The sequence below is a fragment of the Nocardia sp. FBN12 genome (assembly GCF_054031145.1).
Map to the genome: position 1 here is coordinate 33,066 of NZ_CM132926.1, position 15,221 is coordinate 48,286.

21 protein-coding genes are annotated in these 15,221 nt (G+C 67.4%); 9 read left to right on the forward strand and 12 right to left on the reverse strand.

Annotated elements, in window-relative coordinates:
• Positions 1-5 precede the first annotated feature (5 nt).
• From ACWZHB_RS00145 to ACWZHB_RS00155, 3 genes are read right to left on the reverse strand one after another with little or no spacing between them, the layout of a single operon-like run.
• A complete protein-coding gene (locus tag ACWZHB_RS00145; RefSeq protein ID WP_427905893.1) occupies positions 6-1,046 on the reverse strand; it encodes a PLP-dependent cysteine synthase family protein in 1,041 nt (346 codons plus the stop codon).
• Positions 1,043-1,870 (reverse strand): hypothetical protein, encoded by an 828-nt coding sequence (locus ACWZHB_RS00150; protein ID WP_427905894.1) that lies wholly within the window; start codon positions 1,868-1,870, stop codon positions 1,043-1,045. Before ACWZHB_RS00150 ends, ACWZHB_RS00145 begins: the two co-directional genes overlap by 4 nt.
• The gene (locus tag ACWZHB_RS00155) at positions 1,867-3,144 is read right to left on the reverse strand and encodes an ATP-grasp domain-containing protein (RefSeq protein WP_427905895.1); all 1,278 of its coding nucleotides are present in this window, start codon (positions 3,142-3,144) and stop codon (positions 1,867-1,869) included. Before ACWZHB_RS00155 ends, ACWZHB_RS00150 begins: the two co-directional genes overlap by 4 nt.
• A gap of 100 nt (positions 3,145-3,244) precedes the next feature.
• On the opposite strand from ACWZHB_RS00155, the gene ACWZHB_RS00160 reads away from it, so the two are divergent.
• Positions 3,245-4,669 carry an amidase gene (locus ACWZHB_RS00160; protein ID WP_427905896.1) on the forward strand — a complete coding sequence of 475 codons (1,425 nt, stop codon included), beginning with the start codon at positions 3,245-3,247 and terminating at the stop codon, positions 4,667-4,669.
• Positions 4,670-4,715: 46 nt separating this feature from the next.
• Here the strand turns inward: ACWZHB_RS00160 and ACWZHB_RS00165 are convergent, their stop codons facing one another.
• Positions 4,716-4,946, reverse strand: coding sequence for a hypothetical protein (locus ACWZHB_RS00165; protein ID WP_427905897.1), 231 nt, complete (start codon positions 4,944-4,946; stop codon positions 4,716-4,718).
• Between the two features lie 213 nt (positions 4,947-5,159).
• Entirely contained in the window at positions 5,160-5,600 is a 441-nt protein-coding gene (locus tag ACWZHB_RS00170; protein WP_427905898.1) for a MarR family winged helix-turn-helix transcriptional regulator, read from the reverse strand.
• Positions 5,601-5,680: 80 nt separating this feature from the next.
• On the opposite strand from ACWZHB_RS00170, the gene ACWZHB_RS00175 reads away from it, so the two are divergent.
• The 5 genes from ACWZHB_RS00175 (at position 5,681) to ACWZHB_RS00195 (ending at position 9,070) form a co-directional block, all read left to right on the forward strand.
• Entirely contained in the window at positions 5,681-6,055 is a 375-nt protein-coding gene (locus tag ACWZHB_RS00175) for a cupin domain-containing protein (RefSeq protein ID WP_427905899.1), read from the forward strand.
• Between the two features lie 133 nt (positions 6,056-6,188).
• Positions 6,189-7,061 (forward strand): metal ABC transporter substrate-binding protein, encoded by an 873-nt coding sequence (locus ACWZHB_RS00180; RefSeq protein ID WP_427905900.1) that lies wholly within the window; start codon positions 6,189-6,191, stop codon positions 7,059-7,061.
• Positions 7,058-7,792, forward strand: a complete 735-nt coding sequence (locus ACWZHB_RS00185; protein ID WP_427905901.1) for a metal ABC transporter ATP-binding protein — start codon at positions 7,058-7,060, stop codon at positions 7,790-7,792. Before ACWZHB_RS00180 ends, ACWZHB_RS00185 begins: the two co-directional genes overlap by 4 nt.
• Positions 7,789-8,673 (forward strand): metal ABC transporter permease, encoded by an 885-nt coding sequence (locus tag ACWZHB_RS00190; RefSeq protein WP_427905902.1) that lies wholly within the window; start codon positions 7,789-7,791, stop codon positions 8,671-8,673. Before ACWZHB_RS00185 ends, ACWZHB_RS00190 begins: the two co-directional genes overlap by 4 nt.
• 61 nt (positions 8,674-8,734) lie before the next feature.
• Positions 8,735-9,070 carry an MmcQ/YjbR family DNA-binding protein gene (locus ACWZHB_RS00195; protein ID WP_427905903.1) on the forward strand — a complete coding sequence of 112 codons (336 nt, stop codon included), beginning with the start codon at positions 8,735-8,737 and terminating at the stop codon, positions 9,068-9,070.
• A gap of 9 nt (positions 9,071-9,079) precedes the next feature.
• Here ACWZHB_RS00195 and ACWZHB_RS00200 read toward each other — a convergent pair whose 3' ends face one another.
• Positions 9,080-9,265 carry a hypothetical protein gene (locus ACWZHB_RS00200; RefSeq protein WP_427905904.1) on the reverse strand — a complete coding sequence of 62 codons (186 nt, stop codon included), beginning with the start codon at positions 9,263-9,265 and terminating at the stop codon, positions 9,080-9,082.
• Between the two features lie 12 nt (positions 9,266-9,277).
• Complete coding sequence (locus ACWZHB_RS00205) at positions 9,278-9,880, reverse strand: hypothetical protein (protein WP_427905905.1); 603 nt, start codon at positions 9,878-9,880, stop codon at positions 9,278-9,280.
• A 120-nt stretch (positions 9,881-10,000) separates the two neighbouring features.
• Between ACWZHB_RS00205 and ACWZHB_RS00210 the strand changes: the two genes are divergently transcribed.
• Both ACWZHB_RS00210 and ACWZHB_RS00215 read left to right on the forward strand, forming a co-directional pair.
• Positions 10,001-10,543: a YaeQ family protein gene (locus ACWZHB_RS00210; protein ID WP_427905906.1), complete on the forward strand. Its 543-nt coding sequence runs from the start codon at positions 10,001-10,003 to the stop codon at positions 10,541-10,543.
• Between the two features lie 100 nt (positions 10,544-10,643).
• Positions 10,644-11,546 carry an alpha/beta hydrolase fold domain-containing protein gene (locus ACWZHB_RS00215; protein ID WP_427905907.1) on the forward strand — a complete coding sequence of 301 codons (903 nt, stop codon included), beginning with the start codon at positions 10,644-10,646 and terminating at the stop codon, positions 11,544-11,546.
• A 6-nt stretch (positions 11,547-11,552) separates the two neighbouring features.
• Here ACWZHB_RS00215 and ACWZHB_RS00220 read toward each other — a convergent pair whose 3' ends face one another.
• Positions 11,553-12,134: a TetR/AcrR family transcriptional regulator gene (locus ACWZHB_RS00220; protein WP_427905908.1), complete on the reverse strand. Its 582-nt coding sequence runs from the start codon at positions 12,132-12,134 to the stop codon at positions 11,553-11,555.
• An 89-nt stretch (positions 12,135-12,223) separates the two neighbouring features.
• Between ACWZHB_RS00220 and ACWZHB_RS00225 the strand changes: the two genes are divergently transcribed.
• Entirely contained in the window at positions 12,224-13,261 is a 1,038-nt protein-coding gene (locus tag ACWZHB_RS00225; RefSeq protein ID WP_427905909.1) for a beta-ketoacyl-ACP synthase 3, read from the forward strand.
• Here the strand turns inward: ACWZHB_RS00225 and ACWZHB_RS00230 are convergent.
• From ACWZHB_RS00230 to ACWZHB_RS00245, 4 genes are all read right to left on the reverse strand, one after another.
• The gene (locus ACWZHB_RS00230) at positions 13,258-13,770 is read right to left on the reverse strand and encodes a DUF1990 family protein (protein ID WP_427905910.1); all 513 of its coding nucleotides are present in this window, start codon (positions 13,768-13,770) and stop codon (positions 13,258-13,260) included. The genes ACWZHB_RS00225 and ACWZHB_RS00230 overlap by 4 nt on opposite strands.
• A 28-nt stretch (positions 13,771-13,798) precedes the next feature.
• Positions 13,799-14,128, reverse strand: coding sequence for a hypothetical protein (locus tag ACWZHB_RS00235; RefSeq protein ID WP_427905911.1), 330 nt, complete (start codon positions 14,126-14,128; stop codon positions 13,799-13,801).
• A gap of 153 nt (positions 14,129-14,281) precedes the next feature.
• Complete coding sequence (locus tag ACWZHB_RS00240; RefSeq protein ID WP_427905912.1) at positions 14,282-14,863, reverse strand: TerD family protein; 582 nt, start codon at positions 14,861-14,863, stop codon at positions 14,282-14,284.
• 51 nt (positions 14,864-14,914) lie between these two features.
• Entirely contained in the window at positions 14,915-15,193 is a 279-nt protein-coding gene (locus tag ACWZHB_RS00245) for a hypothetical protein (RefSeq protein ID WP_427905913.1), read from the reverse strand.
• Between the last annotated feature and the right edge of the window lie 28 nt (positions 15,194-15,221).

Below are 15,221 nucleotides of genomic sequence, written 5' to 3' on the forward strand. Positions count from 1 at the left end.
GCCGGTCATGCGTTCACCTCGGCGGCCGGGTCGCGGACGATCGAACATCGGCCCCAGCCGACCACCTCGGCGCTGTCGGGAGTCGCGATCGCGGTGGGTTCGGTGGCGGGCGAGCGGAAGAGCCCGTTGGCGCGGCACCAGTCGTCGTCGTAGATGGTGCACAGGTAGCGGTGTGGGCCGTCGGGGAACACGGTCAGCACCCTGGCGTCGGGTTCGCGCTCGGCGACCCAGCCCGCGACCAGGGCGGCGGCGCCGGTACTCCAGCCGCCCGCGATGCCGGTGGCCGCCGCGACCCGGCGACACGACGCGACCGCCTCGGCCGCGCCGACCCAGTGCACCTCGTCGAAGTCGGCGTAGGCGACATTGCGGGGCAGGATGCTGCTGCCGAGACCGCGCATGAGTCGGCGCCGGTCGGGTTGACCGAAGATCCGGGAGCCTACGGCGTCGACCCCGATCACCCGCAGCCGAGGCCACCGCGTGCGCAGTACCCGGGCGAGCCCGGCGCAGTGCCCGCCGGATCCGATCGAGGCGACCAGCACATCGACGGTGTCGACCTGGGCGAGGATCTCCTCGCCCATCGCCTGGTAGCCGCCCGCGTTGTCGGGGTTGTCGTACTGGTCGGGCCAGTACGCGCCCGGGGTGGTGGTGAGCAATGCCGCCAGCCGATCCAATCTGGCCTGCTGCCAACCGCCTGTCGGGTGGGGTTCGGTGACCACGTCGAGTGGTATCCGAAACGCCGAGAACAAGGCGCGCAGATCGGGTTCCAGCTCGTCGTCGACCACCAGCAGGACCGGATGTCCCAGCGCTTTACACGCCAGTGACAGTCCCAGACCGAGTGTGCCGCTGGTTGATTCGATGACCGTGGCGCCCGGCGCGAGATCGCCTCTCGCCGCCGCGGCGCGCAACATCGACACCGCCGCACGGGCTTTCATACCCGCGATGCTCGCTGCTTCGAGTTTCGCTGTGTACCAGCTGTTTCCGGTCGGGACGGGCACGACGGGGGTACCGCCGATCAACTGCAGGAGGGCGGGTTGTGATGGCGTCATGACTGCTCTCGATAGGTGACGATGGTGCTCGGCCCGCCGTCGAGGGAGAAGAACGGGTAGGGCTCGGCCGAGACCGCGTGCACCCCCGCGTCGAGGAACCAGGGCAGCACCGCGCTGCCGGTCTGGGCGAACAGCACCAGCGGCAGACCGCGCCGGTTCGCGGTGCCACGGAGTTCGTCGAATGTCTCGTTACCCAGTGACATTCCGGTGACCAGCAGCGCGTCGTAGTCCGCCGGAGCGTCGGCGACCGACTCGTACACCGGCTCACCCCATTCGGTGACCCCGCCGGCGAGGTCGCACGGCAGATACGCGATGGCACGTGCCCGCAGTTCGGCGAGCAGCGAACCGACCACGCCGACGACAAGCACCCGCGACACCCCGGCGGGCAGCAGGTCGACGACGGCGCTCGCCCGGCGGCGCGACTTCGTCAGCGAGGTCGGCCCGTCGATCAGCACCGGCTCACCGGCTACGCCACCCGCGTTCGGATGCGGGCGGACATGCATCAGATAGGCGTCGAGCGCCGCGATCCGGACCGCGGGCACCGGATGCTCGAGCAACTCGCCGATCGTCGCCGCGACACAGCTGTCGACCAGATCGTCGGTGGCCGTGCCGGGTTCGAGTCCACACGAGCCCACAGCCGCGCCGACCCGCAGGCTCAGCGCCTCGTTGCGGTATCCGCGGCCGCGCCCCGCGTGCCGGGTGCCGTAGGCGGTGCGAAATGCCGTCGAAGCCTGCAGCGTCGACGGCTCCGGCCCGAGCCGGCCGCGGCGTGCCCAAGTGATGAGCTCGGCGACGGAGCCGGGGCGCGGGGCGGGCTCGATCATCGCGCACCGTCGAGTTCGAAGCGCAGGTCGGCGATCAGTCGCTGCGCGAGATCGCCTGCGGTGCGGTTTTTTTCATCGACGACCATGACGTGGCCGAGGTAGGTGTTGTTGTCGGTCGCGGGGCGCACCGACGCGCCGGGGTCCGCGAATTTCTGTTCCACGATCCGGGTGTCGCCGGACCAGTCCTGAGTACCGTCCACCCGGCTCAGCACACCCGCCTCGGTGGGCACGGCGAATGCGACGGCCGCGCTGGCGATGCCGGTATCGCGTGGTGTGACATCGGGTTTCCCGCCCGCCACCGCCTCGGCGTGCACCGCGGTGAGGTCGATTCCGGTGACCCGTCGGACCAGCTCGGTGATGCGATTCCCGGCGGGGCGTGGGTTCACCTCGATCAGGCGTGGCCCCTGGGCGCCGAGTTTGATCTCGGTGTGCGCGACGGTCGCGTCGAGACCGAGCGCAGTGACCGCCGCGACTGCCAGCTCGGCCACGGCGGTGGTGTCGGCGGAGTCCAGCGCGGCGGGGAACATGTGGCCGGCCTCGATGAAGGCGGGGGCGCCGGTGATCCGTTTGTCGGTCACCCCGATCACCGTCGTCTGCCCGGCGATGGTGACCGTCTCCACGCTGAATTCCGGTCCGTTCAAGCATTCCTCGAGCAGGATGCGTGGTGAGCGGTGTTGTCCTCGGGCGTTGATCGGGAAGCCGGCGATGGCGTCGACCGCGACCCGCAACTCGGCGTCGTCGCGGACCCGGCGGACGAACATCCCGCCGCACAGGTCGACCGGCTTCACCACCAGCGGATAGCCGAGTTCGGCTGCGGCGCCGACGATCTCACTCCACTCCTGCGCGACAGCGAAGGCGGGGCCGGCCACACCGGCGGCACGGCAGACCAGTCTGGTCCGGTATTTGTCGCAGGCGTCTGCCACCGCGGTCCGGCCGGGGCCGGGCAGGCCGAGATCGGCGGCGATCGCGGCGACGGTCGGCAGGTAGTAGTCACACGAGGTGAGTACACCGTCGAAACCGAAGGCCGCCTGCAGTTTTCGTACGTGCGCCAGCAGTGTCGGCTCGTCGTTGGTCTCGGCGGTGAACACGTTGGCGGCGCCCAGTAGGGGGTGCGGAACGGGTGTTCCAGCCCGCAGGTAATGCCCGAGATCTCGGGTCAGAAAACTGAATTCGTGGCCACTGTCCTTGATTCCCGCAGGGAGCAGGGTGCTCATCGAACCGACCCAGCTCTCCACCATCAGCAGGTGTCCCACATGTCCTCCAACCTCGAGCAAGATGCTAATGATAACCATTTCCAATAGAAATGCGATAGTCGAGAGTCGAGCGAGGTCGTTACTGCTGCGAAGGGCCACCGGCTCGGATTACGCTGCGGACATGAGCTCTGCCGTGCACGGATTTACCGACGATGCCCTCGGGATGCTGGACGCGGTCGGTGTCGCCGCGGCGTTGCGCGCGGGGGAGGTGAGCCGGTCGGAGGTGATCGAGGCCGCGATCGCCAGGACCCGGCGGGTCGATCCGAGTCTGGACGCGGTCCAGATGACGTGCTTCGACCGCGCGGCCTCGACGCCGGAGACCGCGGGTGTGTTCGCGGGTGTGCCGGCGTTCGTCAAGGACAACACCGATATCGCCGGGCTGCCCAGCTGCCACGGCTCTGCCGCGTTCACCCCACGCCCGGCCACGGTGACCAGCGGGCCCGGCGCGCAGTTCCTGCATTCAGGCGTGATCGTGCTCGGTAAGTCGACGCTGCCGGAGTTCGGGCTCACCGCCAGCACCGAGTTCACCCATCGCGCGCCGACCCGCAATCCGTGGAATCCGGAGTACTCGGCGGGTGCGTCATCGGGTGGGTCGGCCGCGCTCGTGGCGGCCGGAGTCGTGCCGATCGCGCATGCGAACGACGGCGGTGGTTCGATCCGCATTCCCGCCGCGGCCAACGGTCTGGTCGGCCTGAAAACCACCCGCAACCGGTTGCTCGACCAGCCCGGTGCCCGCAGCCTGCCGGTCCACCTGGTGGCCGAGGGTGTGCTCACCCGCTCGGTCCGCGACACCGCGCACTACCTGGCCGCCGTCGAACAATTCAGCGCGAATCCGAAGCTCGCGCCGGTCGGCTTGGTCGAGGGACCGAGCGCGCGACGGTTGCGGATCGGCTTGATCACCGCCGACATCCTCGGCAGGCCGGTGCACGCCGACAACGGCGTCGTGCTGGCTTCCGCGGTGAAGGTGCTCGAAGGGCTCGGGCACGAGATCGTCGAGATGCGCCTGGATGTCGACCCGCGCTTCGTCGAGGACTTCAAGCGGTACTGGGCGATGATGGCAGGCGCGATGGCGCTGTCGTTCCGGCTGGGGCATCGCGGGTACTTCGATTCGCGCAAACTCGACCCGTTCACCACCGGCCTGATCGGGCTCGCCAAGCGCAATCCGCTCGGCGTGGCCGCGTCGACGTGGCGGTTGCGCGGGGGAGTCGCGGCCTACGACAGGCATTTCGCCGACGTCGACGTGCTGCTCACGCCGGTGCTGTCGCATCCCGCGCCGCGCATCGGCGAACTCGCGCCGGGCCAGCCCTTCGAGGCGCTGTTCACCAAACTCGCCGACTACGTGGGCTTCACCCCGCTCAACAATGTCGGTGGGGGACCGGGCATTTCGCTGCCGCACGGTCTGTTGCCGAGTGGTCTGCCCGGATCGATCCAGTTCGCCGCCCGTCGTGGTGACGAGCGGACGCTGCTGGATCTGGCCTACCAGTGGGAAGCGGCGAGCCTGTTCCCGCGGATCATCGATCGGGCCGCCGCCGCTGGTGCCGCCTGATCAGGCGGTGCGCACCGCGCTGATCAGGCGTTCGGCACCGTGTCGATCAGTTGTTGCGCACCGCGACATTGATCGGGCGCAGTCGTCCGGGGCTGTCGGTGCCCGCGTCGAAGGCCCAGTGCTCGCCGTCCCAGGTGGGGTATTCGGCGCGCCAGCGATCGACAAGGCGCGTGTCCTCGAGCGAGGCGACGACGCCGGCCGAACCGGTGTACTGCAGCCGCTCGTACTTGTGCCGAGTGACGGTGTCGATAGTGGGAACGATGGCTGGGGCTGACATTGACTCTCCGAGATCGAGGCGAAACGGTGGCGTGACGAGTGCGTGAACCAGGCCTTTCGGCCCGGCTGCCGCGGTGGCGCGTCACCGCTCGATCCGAGAGTATGCCGCTCGCCGTGACACCGCGCAGGTTTTGAAAATCCATTTCTTCGGATTAACGGATACCCGGTATGAGATCGTCGGCTCGCGTCGAATAGTTACGGCTCCGGTGACTTCTCACCAGCTCGGGCGGACTCTGCCTGGTGTGACCACGCGGCCCAAAGCCCTGCTGACCTGGTTGAGCGCGGTCGCGCCCAGTGCATCCGACCAGTTCTTGGTGAATTCCGCCAACGCGGCGTCGGCGGCCCGTGTGCATGCCCAGCCGCGCTCGGTGAGGGTGATCAGGCGGGCGCGCGCGTCGCGCGGGTGTGGGTTGCGGTCGGCGTAGCCCTTGGTGACCAGCTCGTCGACGAGCTGACTGGCCGCCTGTTTGGTGACGCCGAGGTGCTCGGCGATCTCCCCGATTGTCGCGCCGTCGGGTGCCATGCGCACGAAGGCGAAGCCGTGTGCGGGCCGGATATCGGTGAACCCCGCCGCCGCGACCCTGGCGTTCACGGTCTGGGTGATCTCGGCCGCCGCCGCGAGTAGCAGGAGCGGGAGGTCTGCGTTCGCGGGCACGACAGTCATTCTGGCACTTGACACAATAGTCAACCTACTTGACCATATAGACAAGTTACTTGACCTTATGGAGGTTTCGAATGCCGGTGATCCGTTCCGCTGACGCGCAGGTGCACGAGGTGCACAACGCCCGCTTCACGTCTCTCGTCCGCCCCGGCACCGGCAGTGCCGAATTGTGTGTCTGGCAGACCGAGGTCCGGGCCGGCTCGGTCGGCGTTCCCCATCGCATCCTGGGCGAGGAAGCTTTCGTTCTGCTGTCGGGCGAGGTGACCATGACGATCGACGGCGATTCCGTGCCGATGAAACCCGGTGACGCGGCGGTCGCGCCCGCCGGTTCATTGATCGCCCTCGCGAACTCGACCGACGAGATCGCCGCGCTGTTGGTGACCGTGCGCGTCGGCTTCACGGCGGAACTTCCCGACGGCTCCACTTTCGCCCCGCCTTGGGCATCCTGAGCCGTCTTCGCGACTGTTTCAAGCCCAGAACTTGAAAGTTCGGCTACCCGAACAATATAATTCTGGAATGAGGGTTGGGTTCTACCGTTCGCCGGCGCGACGTCGGGTGCTCGCGGCATGTGTTCTGAGTGTCATGACGTTCGCGCTCACCGCCTGCGGTGGGATCACCGCCGATGACGACGGGAAGAAGGTCGTCCTCACCACCTTCACGGTGCTCGCCGATATGGCACGGAATGTGGCAGGCGAGCACCTGCGGGTCGAGTCGATCACCAAGGTCGGCGCCGAGATCCATGGTTACGAGCCGACCCCGGGCGATATCAAGAAGGCCGCCAAGGCCGACCTGATCCTGGACAACGGGCTGAACCTCGAGGCCTGGTTCAACCAGTTCGTCGCCGATCTCGATGTGCCGCACGCCGTGGTGAGCGAGGGGGTGGCGCCGATGGACATCAGCGAGGACGCCTACCGGGGCAAGCCCAATCCGCACGCCTGGATGTCGCCGGTGAACGCGCAGATCTACGTCGACAACATGGTCCGCGCGTTCACCGATCTCGACCCCGAGCACGCCGACGCCTACCGTGCCAACGGTGACGCCTACAAAGCGCAGCTCGGCGCCGTGCGCGACGATCTCGTCGCCGCGGTGAACACCCTGCCCGCCGACCAGCGCGCCCTGGTCACCTGCGAGGGCGCGTTCTCCTACCTCGCTCGCGATGCGGGTCTGACGGAGAAGTACATCTGGCCGGTCAACGCCGAACAGCAGGCCACCCCGCAGCAGATCGGCTCGACCATCGACTTCGTCCGCCAGCGCGGTGTGCCCGCCGTGTTCTGCGAATCGACGGTGTCCGACGCGCCGATGCAACGCGTGGTCGAGGCGTCCGGGTCGCGGTTCGGGGGCGTGCTCTACGTCGATTCGCTCTCCGAAGCCGACGGGCCGGTCCCGACCTACTTGGACCTGATCCGCCACGACGCGAAGACCATCGCGACCGCACTCGCCGGAGCCCCGAAATGACCGCGCCGGTCGTCGAAATCCAGGATGTGACAGTCCATTACGGTGACGTGCTCGCGCTCGACAATGTCGAACTGACCTTGAAGTCCGGCCGGGTGTGCGGGCTGATCGGGATGAACGGCTCGGGCAAATCGACACTGTTCAAGACCGTGATGGGCCTGGTCACGCCCGATCGTGGCCGGGTGCTGATCAACGGTCGCCCCCCGGCCGCCGCGCGCAAGGCGGGCAGCCTCGGTTATGTGCCGCAGTCCGAGGACGTGGACTGGAGTTTCCCGCTGTCGGTGCGCGATGTGGTGATGACCGGGCGCTACGGGAAGATGGGATTCACCCGCCGGGCGAGCAAGGCCGACCGCGCCGCCGTCGACGCGGCGCTGGCCCGCGTCGAGCTCACCGACCTGGCCGACCGGCAGATCGGGCAGCTGTCGGGTGGCCAGAAGAAGCGCACGTTCGTCGCCCGCGGCATCGCCCAGGAGGCCACGATCCTGCTGCTCGACGAGCCGTTCGCCGGGGTCGACAAGCGCTCCGAGGCGACCATCACCGCGCTGTTGCGTGAGCTCGCCGCCGACGGGGCCACCATCCTGGTGTCCACCCACGATCTGCACGCGTTGCCCCAATTGGCCGACGAGGCAGTGCTTTTGAATCGCCGGGTGCTCGAGCACGGCGACCCCGATGTGGTGTTGCGCCCGGAGAACCTGGCCAAGGCCTTCGGCCTCGATGTGGACGGAGACCGATGAGCCTCGAGGAATTCCTCATCGACCCGCTGCGCTACGAGTTCATGGTGCGCGCGCTGGCCACCACCGTCACGGCGGCCGTGGTGTGCGCGGTGCTGTCGTGCTGGTTGGTACTGATCGGCTGGTCGCTGATGGGTGACGCGGTGTCGCACGCGGTGTTGCCGGGGGTGGTGCTGGCCTACATCGTCGGCTGGCCGTTCGCGGTCGGCGCGGTGATCTTCGGGTTCCTCGCGGTCGCGTTGATCGGGGTCGTTCGCGATACGAGCCGGGTGAAGGAAGACGCCGCGATCGGCATCGTGTTCACCACCTTGTTCGCGTTCGGCCTGGTGCTGGTATCGGTGACGCCGAGCCAAACCGACTTGAACCACATCGTTTTCGGCAACCTGCTCGGCGTGAGCCGCGGCGAGATGGTCCAGATCATGATTCTGGCCGCCATCGTCCTGGTCGCCCTGATCCTCAAACGCCGCGACTTCACCCTCTACGCCTTCGACGCCACCCACGCCCACGCCATCGGCCTCAACCCCCGCATCCTCGGCACCGCCCTGCTGGCCCTACTGGCCCTGACCTCGGTCGTCGCCCTGCAAGCCGTCGGCGTGGTCCTGGTCGTGGCGATGCTGATCATTCCCGGCGCCACCGCCTACCTGCTCACCGACCGCTTCTCCCGCATGCTCGTCATCGCCCCCACGATCTCGGTGCTGTGCGCGGTCACCGGCCTCTACATCAGCTACCACCTCGACACCGCGGCAGGCGGCATGGTCGTGGTAACCCAGGGCATCGCCTTCACTCTCGTCTACCTCTTCGCCCCCCGCCACGGCGTGATCGGCCGCCGAATCACCGCCTCCCGTGCCCGTAAGACGGTGGCCACGCTCGGCGCCGTCGACTAGCGGTCCCGGGTCGGCTGCGGCGGGTCGGATCCTGTCGGTGTGTGCTGTCAGGATGGAGGACATGAATGTCACCGGGGATGACGTCCGCGCCTACGTGCTGTCGCTACCACAGACTGTGGAGCAATTCGCTTGGGGCATGCCGATTTTCAAGGTCGCGGGCAAGCTGTTCCTCACGTTGCCGGAGGAGGAGTCCTCGATGGCGGTGCGCTGCCCGATCGTCGAGCGCGACGAACTCGTACTGGCCGAGCCCGCCAAGTTCTGGATCGCTTCGCATGAGGCAGGCAACCCCTGGGTCCGGGTCCGGTTGGCTGCCCTCGACGACCGCGAGGAACTGCAGGCCATCGTCACCGACTCGTGGCGCCAAGCCGCCCCGCGTGATCTGCTCGACGATCAGTAGCCGACTTGCTCAGGCGGCGAGGAGTTCGCTCATGCGATACAAGCCGTTGACCGGCTCGTCGGAACCTTCGACAGAGAATGTGACGTGGACGTTGTCACCTGAGACGCTGGTCACCACGGCATCCATCACATAGAGGCTCCATCGGACTCGGACCGGATCTCCCGGCTTCACCTCGGTGTTCTTCGCCTTTGCCATCGAGCCCACCTCCTATCTGTGCCAGCTGGTGCTTGCTATTTCTGTCAAGTATGCCCCGGTCACTTTGTCGAATCCAGTGGCAGCGCCGTCCAGCGACCGGCGCCATCGCTTGAAGGTGGCCAGGTCGAGCGGTTGGGTTGCTTTCACCGCAGCCAGCTGGGCGTCATTGCGATGCGCGATGGCGTTGCGTGCACTGTTCAGGCTGGTCAGAGTCGCGTTCCAGCCCTTGCCCCGCGACGGGTAGGCGGCATGCACCGCTGACCACAGTGACAGGCCGAGGAGCTGGAAGTCCGCGCCGAGTGCGCTCGGCTGTGCATTGCCCTGATCGAGCTTCCGCCCACGCACGAGGGTTGCCCGCAGAGCCGTGATTCGAGGGTCGGTCGCCGGACCGAGACTGAGCGCGAAGACATTTGCTGCGTCGTCGTGGAGGTCACGGCAGTAGCCCTGGAATTCTGCCGCGAGACTGACGAACAGGGCCAGGTTCAAATGTTCGGTCGCATATTGGCGCCCACGGCGCCGCCCCGTGACAGCACCATGGACCGCTTCCAAGCTGTCGAGCGCGGCGCAGCGTCGATTGGACCATCTAGTGAGCGCGGCGGAGTGGGTGCGTGGCACGCGAGGACAGTAGAGCGCACCACATGTGAGAGTCAAATCAATTGGCTATCAATCGCTTACGGTGCGAATGTGCTGGTGGGGGTGGGCGGGTTCGGGGTGGCCGGTAGGCTCGGATGTCCTATGGCACTCAGCGCAACATTGCACAACTTCGCCGTTCAGCTCGCCGATGTGGATCGGGGGGTGTACGAGGATCTGGAATTGCGGGTGGCTCGGCATCCGTCGGAGACAGCGGAGTACATGATTACGCGGATCCTCGCGTACTGCTTGCAGTACGAGGAGGGGATTGTGTTCAGTGACGGTGGGATTTCGGCTACCGATGAGCCCGCGGTGCAGGTGCGGGATATGACGGGGCGGACCACCGCGTGGATCGAGGTGGGGGCGCCGGACGCGGATCGGATTCATCGCGGGAGCAAGCTCGCTGGTCGGGCCGTGGTTTATACCCATCGGGATCCGGCGAAGGTGCTCGCGCAGTATGCGGGCAAGAAGATTCACAACGCGGCGCGGATTCCACTGTTCAGTTTCGATCGGGCGTTCATCGACGAGGCGGCGGCGCTGGTCGATCGCCGTAATACCGCCACGCTGTCGGTCACCGAGGGTGTGCTGTATCTGGACCTCAACGGCACCAGCTTGCGCACCGATGTCACCGAGCAGCCCCTCGGCTGACGCGGGCACGGGGTAACTTGGCGTCCACCGGTGACGCTCGGACCGAGCGCTTCGACTACGCCGGTCTACCTGTCGAGTGGAGGTCGCGGTGCCCGGTGTGATGAGTCGGTACGTGATTCCGGGATTCCTGCGGGTCACCCGGCGCAACCGGAACTACATCGATGCCGAGCTGGCCAGGGCGCACGTGCGTGAGCGAAGTCTGCGGCCCCTCGCGTACGGCCCGCCGCGCAAGCTGCGTGGTGTCGAGGTCTCGGTGGTGCACGACCGTGGCTGGCCGATCTACACCGTGACCCCGTCGGACGGGATCTCCCGCGGCGGCCTCGTGTACGCGCACGGTGGCGGCTGGGTGGGCGAAATCGCTTCGCAACATTGGCAACTCGCGGCCAGGATCGCCGCGCAGACCCATCTCGTCGTGACGGTCCCGATCTATCCGCTGATCCCGTTCGGCACCGCGGCCCAGGTGATCCCCCGCATCGCCGAACTGGTCACCTCGGCCGGCGAGCGCCACGGTCCGACCTTCCTCGCCGGCGACTCCGCGGGCGGTCAGATCGCGCTGTCCACCGCCCTGCACCTGCGCGACGCGGGCCACACCGTCCCCCGCACGATCCTGATCTCGCCCGCCCTCGACCTCACCCTCGAGAATCCCGAGATCGACGCGGTTCTGCGACGTGACCCATGGCTGGGACGCGACGGCGGCTTGGTGTTCGGCAAGCTGTGGAGCGGCGAACTCTCGATGAAAGACCCCCTGGTCAGCCCCCTGTTCGGCGAATTCGACGGGCTGGGTCCGATCACGGTGTTCACCGGCACCGACGACATCCTCAACCCCGACGCCCGGCTGCTGGCGGCGAAGCTGCGCGAGGCGGGAGTCGACCTCGAATATCACGAGGAATCCGGTCTCGTCCACGTCTATCCGCTGACTCCCAGCGCGGAAGGCGCCAGGGCCCGCCGCCGGATCATCACCACCCTGCGCACCGAACTCGATGCGGCACACAGTATTTCGTGATGATCCCTACCGCGCGGACAGGTGCACGTTGAACAGGATCGTCAGCTGAGTGACCGCCTGATCGAACGGATGCGCGGACTTGAGCGCGCGGCTGTGCACGATCGTGCCCTCGATGGTGGTGAGCAGGAACCCGGCCAGCGACACCGCGGTCGCGCGTTCGATCCCCGTGGCGACGATCCCGTCGGCGAGCCGCGCGGTCCATTCGGCGAACGCCTGGCCCGCGATGGACTGGACGGCGGGGTCGAGCTCGTCGAGCGCGGCCGCCATCATGAACGAGCCCGCGGCGTAGTCGGACTTTTCCAGCGGGACCCGCCAGAACGCCAGCAGGTCGGTGAGCCACTGCTGCGCCGAGGGCGCGGTCTGTAGGGAGTCGGCCATCGCGCTTACATGCGAGTACACCAGACGGGTCACGATCCGGGCCGCTGTCTGCACCAATTCGCCTTTGCCGGAAGGGAAGTGCTGATAAAGCGAATTGCGTGAGGTGTTGCTGCGCTCGAGCAGCTCGCTGAGGGAGGACGCGTGGACGCCGTGTTCCTGAACGGTGCTGATCGTGTGTTCGATGAGTCGGGCTCGTGGTCCGGCAGCCATCCGATCTACTCCTACCCCTTGATTGAACCGATCGGTTCATGTTAGACCTGTTCCTACGTGAACCGATCGGTTCATATGGAGAGGATGCCATGCCCACCCCCATTGCCACCGCGGTTCCGGTCACCCACGCGGGGATCTGTGGTCTCGGTGTATATCGCCCGCGCCGCGTTGTGCCCAACTCCGAGATCGTCGAGGCGATCGAGTCCTCGGACGAATGGATCAAGACTCGGTCCGGGATCGCCGCCCGGCACTGGGCCGAGCCCGACGAGACGATCGTCTCGATGAGTGTGGCGGCTGCCGGTGACGCGCTGAAGGCAGCGGGGGTGAGTGCCGAGCAGGTGGATGCGGTGGTGCTGGCGACGTCGTCGCAGATGGTGCTCGGTCCGTCGGCGGGCGCGGTGGTGGCCACCGAGCTCGGCATGCACGACACCGCCGCCTACGACATCTCCGCGGGTTGCGCGGGCTTCTGCTACGCGCTGGCCGACGCGGCCAATCTGGTGCGCTCGGGCCAGGCGCGCTATGTGCTGGTGATCGGGGTGGAGCGGCTGTCGGATCTGCTCGACACCACCGACCGCGGTTGCGCGTTCATCTTCGCCGACGGCGCGGGCGCGGTGGTCGTCGGCGCGGCGGAGCAGGAGGGGATCGGGCCGGTCGCGTGGGGTTCGGACGGCAGCCGCACCTCGGCGATCAAGCAGGACAAGGATTTCACGGAGTACTTCGCCGAAGTCGCCGCGGCGGAGGCCAGTGGTGGCACCTCACAGCGTCCGTACATCCGGATGAACGGCACCGAGGTGTTCCGCTGGGCCGTCACCTTCCTGGAGAAGGCGTGCCGGGACGCGCTCGACCTCGCGGGCCTCGCGGCCGCGGATCTCGACGCGTTCGTCCCGCATCAGGCCAATATCCGCATCACCGACGCGCTGGTCCGCACCCTCGCCCTTCCGGAGAAGGTCGCCGTCGCCCGCGACATCATCGAAACCGGCAACACCAGCGCCGCTTCCATCCCGATGGCCATGGAACAACTCGTCCGCTCCGGTGCCGCCAACCCCGGCGACACCGCACTACTGCTGGGCTTCGGCGCCGGGCTGGCCTACGCGGGCCAGGTCGTCCACCTGCCGCCGATCGCCTAGTTCACCAGCGCGCGCAGATATCGGCGACGATAGAACCGTTGCGCGACAAGCAGTATCGGAAAGACGAAGCGCCATGATCCGGTCGGTGCCGGTCTCGTCAGCGAACGCAGGGTGAGCGAGACCGTGCCGGTCGAATCCCGGTGCACGACAAAGGCTTCCTCGCCGCTGACCGGATGTCCGGGCAGGGTGCCGTAGGCGAAGCCGCACCGGTCCTCGGTGTCGACCACCGCGACTACGCGAACCGGCTCGTGGACGGAGACGGGCCCCCAACCCGCGCTGATCCGGTACTTCGCGTCCGTCGACACCGCGACGTCGGGGGCGACGCGGAAACCGCTGCGGCGCTTGATGCCCCATCGCAGCACGGCTTCGGACGCGGCCGTCCACGTCGGCTCGCCGTGTCCGATCACCACTGTGGTGTCGAGCCGGCGGAAGCCGGGGTATTCGGCCGTCCAGAGGTGGTCGGCGGGGCTGGTCGCGCCGGCTGGGGCGTAGGTGAGTCCCTCGTGCACGAGGGTGACGATAGGCGACGTCAGGTCGTCATGCGTTGGCCTTCTCGCGCAGCGACCGCTGGGTCACCGGGATCGCGTAGGCGGCGCCGTCGCGGATGCCGAATTCGAAGCGGCAGGGAAACAGTGAGGGCAGGCCGGTCGCGCGTAGGTCGAAGTTCGCGGCGAGGGTTTGCATGGCCCAGTTCTGTAGCGAGTCCGGGAGCTGCAGGGTGGTGCCGTCTACGCAGCACACGTAGGCGTGGGTCTGCTCGCCGTCGATAGGCAGCGGGTTGCGCAGACCGACCGCGCCGATTTCCAGAATCCGTCCGGCGTTGCGCGAAGTAGCGACGCTCGGCAAATCCAACTCGATGTCGTCCATGCGAAAAACGTTATCGCAGCAACCATTCAGAGAACATCGAAATCGCGTGGACTTGACGAACTTCGCTGATGTCGCAAATGCGTGAAACGGGGAGGTCGGCCCACGCGCGCGGCGGAGCTCGACGCGCGCGCGCCGGGCCCTGCCGCCGTGGTGTCAGCCGATCGCGAAGCGCAGCAACGCCTGGCGATCGCCCTGCTTGATCTTGCCCTTGCGGTCGAGGACCTCGAGCTGCCACACCGGGCCGTTGCGGAAGGTCCGGGCGATCGCGTTCGCGTTGTCCGCGCCGAGCAGCGACGGCCAGATATCGGCGACGGGCTGGGTATCGCCGCCGGTGGCGTCGTAGATCTTGAAGGACACGTTGTTCGCCTTCTCGAAGGACGAGCCCTTCTTGAACGCGACGGCGACGAAGACGATGGAGTCGATGGCAGGGGGGACATTCGTGAAGGTGACGTGCACGGTCTCGTCGTCGCCAACGGCCGCACCGGTCTGCTCGTCGCCGGTGTGCAGCACCGAGCCGTTGCCGAGCGGGTCGAGCGAATCCAGACCGGCGAACCGCACCGGCTCACCACCTTGGAACAGCACGGCGATCAGGTCAAGGTCGACACCGCGCTTGCGCCGGGCCATGCCGAGAATTCCACCGCTGGAACCCGCCGACGGATCCCAGCTCACCCCCACGCTCATCTTGGTGATACCGGCGAGATCGGCTGCGCCGTCTTCCTTCTTGAGAGTAATCACGATTTCAGGCTACGGACTTCGCTCGCCACGCGCAGGACGAGAATTCGCGCGTCAGCCGGAATGGGTCGCGAGGTAGACCAGGGCGGTCACCGCCAGTGCGATCGCGCCGAGGATTCCGCCCGCGATCGTGTCGGCGCGGTTGGTGGCCACGCCGTTCTCGATCCGGTCCCAGCCGATGAACGCGGCGGCCACGGCCCCGATACCGGCAGGGGCGGCGACGAACTCGCTGACGACGGGAATGAACGAGACCGCGCAGGCGATGATGCCGAGCACCAACGACGCGAGGCCGACGCCGTTGCGCGGCGGCGGCATTGTCTCTGGACCTGGCATTCCACGAGCGTAGTCGCGATGCGGGACG

What these genes read in the sequence shown, in the direction of transcription:
- ACWZHB_RS00145 (WP_427905893.1), bottom strand. Translation starts at nt 1,046, where the DNA reads ATGACGCCATCACAACCCGCCCTCCTGCAGTTGATCGGCGGTACCCCC.
- ACWZHB_RS00150 (WP_427905894.1), bottom strand. Translation starts at nt 1,870, where the DNA reads ATGATCGAGCCCGCCCCGCGCCCCGGCTCCGTCGCCGAGCTCATCACT.
- ACWZHB_RS00160 (WP_427905896.1), top strand. Translation starts at nt 3,245, where the DNA reads ATGAGCTCTGCCGTGCACGGATTTACCGACGATGCCCTCGGGATGCTG.
- ACWZHB_RS00165 (WP_427905897.1), bottom strand. Translation starts at nt 4,946, where the DNA reads ATGTCAGCCCCAGCCATCGTTCCCACTATCGACACCGTCACTCGGCAC.
- ACWZHB_RS00175 (WP_427905899.1), top strand. Translation starts at nt 5,681, where the DNA reads ATGCCGGTGATCCGTTCCGCTGACGCGCAGGTGCACGAGGTGCACAAC.
- ACWZHB_RS00180 (WP_427905900.1), top strand. Translation starts at nt 6,189, where the DNA reads ATGACGTTCGCGCTCACCGCCTGCGGTGGGATCACCGCCGATGACGAC.
- ACWZHB_RS00185 (WP_427905901.1), top strand. Translation starts at nt 7,058, where the DNA reads ATGACCGCGCCGGTCGTCGAAATCCAGGATGTGACAGTCCATTACGGT.
- ACWZHB_RS00190 (WP_427905902.1), top strand. Translation starts at nt 7,789, where the DNA reads ATGAGCCTCGAGGAATTCCTCATCGACCCGCTGCGCTACGAGTTCATG.
- ACWZHB_RS00195 (WP_427905903.1), top strand. Translation starts at nt 8,735, where the DNA reads ATGAATGTCACCGGGGATGACGTCCGCGCCTACGTGCTGTCGCTACCA.
- ACWZHB_RS00200 (WP_427905904.1), bottom strand. Translation starts at nt 9,265, where the DNA reads ATGGCAAAGGCGAAGAACACCGAGGTGAAGCCGGGAGATCCGGTCCGA.
- ACWZHB_RS00210 (WP_427905906.1), top strand. Translation starts at nt 10,001, where the DNA reads ATGGCACTCAGCGCAACATTGCACAACTTCGCCGTTCAGCTCGCCGAT.
- ACWZHB_RS00215 (WP_427905907.1), top strand. Translation starts at nt 10,644, where the DNA reads ATGAGTCGGTACGTGATTCCGGGATTCCTGCGGGTCACCCGGCGCAAC.
- ACWZHB_RS00220 (WP_427905908.1), bottom strand. Translation starts at nt 12,134, where the DNA reads ATGGCTGCCGGACCACGAGCCCGACTCATCGAACACACGATCAGCACC.
- ACWZHB_RS00225 (WP_427905909.1), top strand. Translation starts at nt 12,224, where the DNA reads ATGCCCACCCCCATTGCCACCGCGGTTCCGGTCACCCACGCGGGGATC.
- ACWZHB_RS00235 (WP_427905911.1), bottom strand. Translation starts at nt 14,128, where the DNA reads ATGGACGACATCGAGTTGGATTTGCCGAGCGTCGCTACTTCGCGCAAC.
- ACWZHB_RS00245 (WP_427905913.1), bottom strand. Translation starts at nt 15,193, where the DNA reads ATGCCAGGTCCAGAGACAATGCCGCCGCCGCGCAACGGCGTCGGCCTC.